The organism is Mesorhizobium sp. M1A.F.Ca.IN.020.06.1.1 (assembly GCF_004023265.1).
Taxonomy (GTDB): domain Bacteria; phylum Pseudomonadota; class Alphaproteobacteria; order Rhizobiales; family Rhizobiaceae; genus Mesorhizobium.
The window spans coordinates 1-4693 of the sequence record NZ_RZSR01000450.1; the positions used below are offsets into that span (position 1 = coordinate 1).

6 protein-coding genes are annotated in these 4693 nt (G+C 65.7%); 2 read left to right on the forward strand and 4 right to left on the reverse strand.

Translation table 11 applies throughout. The features are described 5' to 3' along the window. Both EOA60_RS19425 and EOA60_RS19430 read right to left on the reverse strand, forming a co-directional pair. Positions 1–411 (reverse strand): (2Fe-2S)-binding protein (locus EOA60_RS19425; RefSeq protein ID WP_164899409.1); only part of this gene is annotated, 411 nt, incomplete at its 3' end. Beyond that, on the reverse strand, positions 408–1265 hold the full coding sequence (locus EOA60_RS19430) for a xanthine dehydrogenase family protein subunit M (RefSeq protein ID WP_095825561.1): 858 nt from the start codon (positions 1263–1265) through the stop codon (positions 408–410). The genes EOA60_RS19425 and EOA60_RS19430, both read right to left, overlap by 4 nt. A gap of 224 nt (positions 1266–1489) precedes the next feature. Here EOA60_RS19430 and pncA point away from each other — a divergent pair, with 224 nt between their 5' ends. Continuing rightward, on the forward strand, positions 1490–2104 hold the full coding sequence (gene pncA / locus EOA60_RS19435) for a bifunctional nicotinamidase/pyrazinamidase (protein WP_095776932.1): 615 nt from the start codon (positions 1490–1492) through the stop codon (positions 2102–2104). Between the two features lie 58 nt (positions 2105–2162). Then, positions 2163–3563, forward strand: a complete 1401-nt coding sequence (locus EOA60_RS19440) for a sodium:proton antiporter (RefSeq protein ID WP_095825560.1) — start codon at positions 2163–2165, stop codon at positions 3561–3563. A 90-nt stretch (positions 3564–3653) separates the two neighbouring features. Here the strand turns inward: EOA60_RS19440 and EOA60_RS19445 are convergent, their stop codons facing one another. Together EOA60_RS19445 and EOA60_RS19450 are read right to left on the reverse strand one after the other, a co-directional pair. Beyond that, complete coding sequence (locus EOA60_RS19445; protein ID WP_067324011.1) at positions 3654–4382, reverse strand: ABC transporter ATP-binding protein; 729 nt, start codon at positions 4380–4382, stop codon at positions 3654–3656. After that, a partial coding sequence (locus tag EOA60_RS19450) for an ATP-binding cassette domain-containing protein (protein WP_164899410.1) occupies positions 4375–4693 on the reverse strand: 319 nt, incomplete at its 5' end. The genes EOA60_RS19445 and EOA60_RS19450, both read right to left, overlap by 8 nt.

Genomic DNA, 4693 nt, shown 5'->3' on the forward strand with positions numbered 1-4693 from the left:
GCAGAGCACGCCGCCCAGCGCATCCTGCGTCTCGGCCTCACTCGGCGTTGGGTTGCGCTGCAGCAGCGCGGTAGCCGCCACCAGCAGGCCCGGCGTGCAGATGCCGCATTGCGCGGCGCCGTGTTCGAGGAAGGACGCCTGCAAGGCCGACAGCCTGCCGTTGGCGAGGCCCTCGACCGTCGTGACGGACGCGCCGGAGACCAAGGCCGCCGGCACAAGGCAGGCGCAGACGGGATTGCCGTCGACCAGCACGGTGCAGGCGCCGCAATCGCCGGCGTCGCAGCCGACCTTGGTGCCGGTCAGCCGCAACTCGTCGCGCAGAACCTGCGAGAGCCGCCGCACCGGCGGCACCGACACGCTGACAGCCGCGTCGTTGACCTCGAAGGCAATGTCGGTGCGCTCCATTGTCATGCGGCCACCTTGCCTTCGCCCAGGCTGGTCGCAGCGCACACTGCGCGGACAACGATCTCGCGCGCCGCATGCTCCCGGTATTCGGCGCTGCCGCGCACATCGGCGATTGGCGACAGTTCGTCGATCGGCGCGGACAGCACCGCATCGGCGAGCGCGGCGGTAACCGGCTGGCCGCGCAGGGCCGCCTCGACGCCGGCAAGACGACGGGCGACGGCGGAGCAGGCGCCGACAGCGATAGCAGCATCAGCGACCACGCCATCTTCGATCACGAGACGCGCCGCCGCCATGGCGATCGAGATCACGAGATAGCGCCGCGCGCCAAGCTTGACGAAGGCGGACGAGCCGACAGCCGAACGTTTCGGCACACGAATGGCGGTAACCATCTCGTCTGGCTGCAGCGCCGTGCGGCGATTGCCGAGAATGAACCCGCCAAGCGGCAGGTAGCGCGTGGCTTTCGCCGACCGCAATTCGACTTCGGCATCGACCACCTGCAGCGCCGGAACGCCGTCGGCGGCGGGCGAGGCGTTGCAGAGATTACCGGCGACCGACGCGACGTTCTGGATCTGGACCGAGCCGACTTCGCGCGCGGCCGCCTTCAGCGCATCGAACGCCCTGGGCAGCTTGTGGCGCACGACGTCGGTCCAGGTGGTGCGGGCGCCGATCCACCAATAGTCGCCCGTCTCGGCGATGCCGCGCAGCGCGGCGAGACCATTGATGTCGAGAATGTTGTCGCGGAATGGTTTCGCGCCCTGCGCCGGATAGAAATCGGTGCCGCCGGCCAGAATGCGCCAGCGGTCCTCGCCAAGCAGAGCGAGCGCCTCGTCGACCGTGGTGGGTTTCGCGTAACGGATCACGCTTTGCCTTCCCAGAAAGGGGCCTTTCCGAGGGAATCTGCCGCCGTCCAGCCGGGCAAATTCATTCGTATGCAAATGATATCAACTTCGCCGCGATTGTCAAAGCGAAGTGGTCGGCCACGGCTTTGTTATGCCTGTGGAGGTTGACGCAGCCGGCCATCTGGTCAAGGTTCCGTGTCCGGTCGCGTCAACTGGAGCCCAAGCCGAGGAAGAAGGGAGGCCGCATGGCCGACGAAGCGCTCATCGTCATCGACCTGCAGAACGACTTTTGCCCCGGCGGCGCGCTGGCCGTGGCCGGGGGCGACGAGATCGTGCCGCTGGTCAACGACCTGATCCGGCGGACCGATCACGTGATCCTGACGCAGGACTGGCATCCGGCCGGCCATTCGAGCTTCGCTTCCAGCCATCCAGGCAAGCAGCCCTTCGAAGCGATCGAGATGCCCTACGGGCCGCAGACGCTTTGGCCGGATCACTGCATCCAGGGCAGCCTTGGGTCCGATTTCCATTCCGGGCTCGCCTGGACCAAAGCGGAACTGGTCATCCGCAAGGGTTTCCGCACCGCGATCGACTCGTATTCGGCTTTCTTCGAGAACGACCACACGACCCCAACCGGCCTTGCCGGCTATCTCAAGGAGCGCGGCATCGACACCATCACCTTGGTCGGCCTGGCCACCGATTTCTGCGTCGCCTTCTCGGCACTCGATGCCGCCAAGCAAGGTTTCAAGACGACGGTGCGGCTGGATGCCTGCCGCGGCATCGATCTCAACGGCTCGGTCGGCACGATGCTGAAACGGATGCGCGAGGCCGGGGTGGTGCTCGAAGATCACCTTTCGGACTGACCGCGCCGTGAGGCATCGAGGGGGCTTTGCGACATTGGCGAAGGTGTTGGCGGCAACCATGACGGCCGCACTCCTTCTCGCCTTTCCACAAGCGGTTTTCGCAGCCGAGGCGCATGAGCTGCCCGGCGCGGCGATGTCGCTCTGGTGGGCGCTGCCCTTTGCCGGCCTGTTGCTGTCGATCGCGACCGGGCCGCTGCTGTTCCATCATGTCTGGGAGCATCATTACGGCAAGATCGCCGCCGCGTGGGCGGCACTTGCCGTGGTTCCGCTGGCGATCGCTTTCGGCATGCCGGCGGCAAGCGAGGCGGTGCTGCACACGCTGCTCACCGAATATCTGTCCTTCATCATCCTTTTGTTCGCGCTGTTCACCATTTCCGGCGGCATCCTGGTCGCCGGCAACATCCACGGCACGCCGCTGGTCAATTCAGGCTTGCTGCTGATCGGCGCGATCCTCGCCTCGGTCATCGGCACGACGGGCGCCTCGATGATCCTGATCCGGCCGATGCTGCGCGCCAACGACAACCGCCCGTTCAACGCGCATGTGGTGATCTTCTTCATCTTCCTGGTTTCGAACATCGGCGGCTCGCTGACCCCGCTCGGCGACCCGCCACTCTTCGTCGGCTTCCTGCGCGGGGTCGACTTCTTCTGGACGACCGCGAACCTCTGGCGCGAGACGCTGTTCACCGGCGGGCTGGTGCTGATCATCTTCCTGGCGCTCGACATCGTGCTGCATCGCCGCGAGGGCGGCTTGCCGAAGATCAAGGACCCGACACCGGACACGAAGGTGCGCCTGCGCGGCCTCGCCAACCTGCCGCTGCTGGCCGGCGTGATCGGTGCGATCCTGCTTTCCGCCAGCTGGAAGCCGGGCATCAGCATCCCGATCCTCGGCATCGGCCTGGAGCTGCAGAACCTGGTACGCGACGCGATCATCCTGGCGCTGGCCTTTCTGTCGCTCAAAGTCTCGTACAAAAACCACAGGGAAGCGAACGGCTTCAGTTGGGGGCCCATCGCCGAGGTGGCGAAACTGTTTGCCGGCATCTTCATCTGCATCGTGCCGGTTATCGCCATCCTGAGAGCCGGGCACGATGGGGCGCTGGCGCCGCTGGTTTCGCTGGTCACCTCGGCGGACGGCCAGCCCGACGATCTCGCCTATTTCTGGCTGACCGGAGCGCTGTCGTCCTTCCTCGACAACGCGCCGACCTATCTGGTGTTCTTCGAGCTTGCCGGCGGCGACGCCAGGCACCTGATGACGGAGGCGGCCTCCACGCTCGCCGCGATCTCGGCCGGCGCCGTGTTCATGGGCGCCAACACTTATATCGGCAATGCGCCGAACTTCATGGTCTTTGCTATCGCCAGACATCGCGGCTTCAAGGTGCCGGGCTTCTTCGGCTACATGGCGTGGTCCGGCCTGGTGCTGATCCCGACGTTTTTGATCGCGGGGTTTTTGTTTTTTAGGTGAAGCGGTGCAGAGCTTTACCTCCCCTTGTGGGGAGGTCGGGCCAGGTCCGGGTGGGGCTCGGCGCCAGCTCCCGCTGCTTCGCAGTGACCTTCAGCCCACGCCCACATAGCGCCGAACCGCGGAGGGGTCGGCGCGCAGTTCCTCGACATCGACGGTCTCGCGGTTGCGGCCGTTCTCGATGAATGAGATGCGGTCGGCGACCGACAGCACGGCGTCGACGCGCTGCTCGACCAGGATCGTCGAGACGCCCAGATCGCGCAGCTTCGCCACCGTCTCGCGGATCTTGGCGATCATCGAGGGCATCAGCCCTTCGGTGGGCTCGTCGAGAAGAAGCACCTGCGGCTCGAGGCAGAGCGCACGCGCCATGGCAAGCATTTGCTGCTCGCCTCCGGAAAGCGTGCCGGAGCGTTGCTTCAAGCGCTCTCGCAACAGCGGGAAAAGGTCGAGGACGCGTTCCCGCGTCGCCTTGCCCTTGCCGCGGGTCATCAGGCCGATCTCGACGTTTTCCGCCACCGTCATGTCGGCGAATAATCGCCGGCCCTGCGGCACATAAGCGACGCCCGTCTTCGGCACGTCATGTGCGGCAAGTCCGGTCAGCTCCTTGCCGGCCAGTCTGATCGAACCGGCAGCGGCCGGAACCAGCCCCATGATCGCCTTCAGCGTCGTCGTCTTGCCGGCGCCGTTGCGGCCGAATAGGCAAAGCACTTCGCCCTTGTTGAGGACAAGGTCGAGCCCGTAGAGCACCTGCACCTCGCCGTAAAAACAGTCGAGGCCGGAAATGGCGAGCAGCCCGCTCTCGGTGCCGGGGAGATCAGCCATGGGTCGCTCCGAGATAGGCATCCTGCACCTCGGCATTGGCGCGGATCTGCTCGGGCGTGCCCTCAGCGAGAATCTTTCCCGAATTGAAGACGGTGATGCGGTCGGCAAGCTGCATGACCACCGGCATGTTGTGCTCGATGAGCAGCACGGTGGCATGCTTGGCGATCTCGCGCACCAGTAGGACGAAATTGTCGATCTCGCTGTCGGCCAGCCCTTGCGTCGGCTCGTCGAGGATCAGCAGGCGCGGCCTCAGCGCCAGGCCCATTGCCACCTCCAGCAGGCGCTGGTGGCCGTAGGAGAGCTGGCCGGCC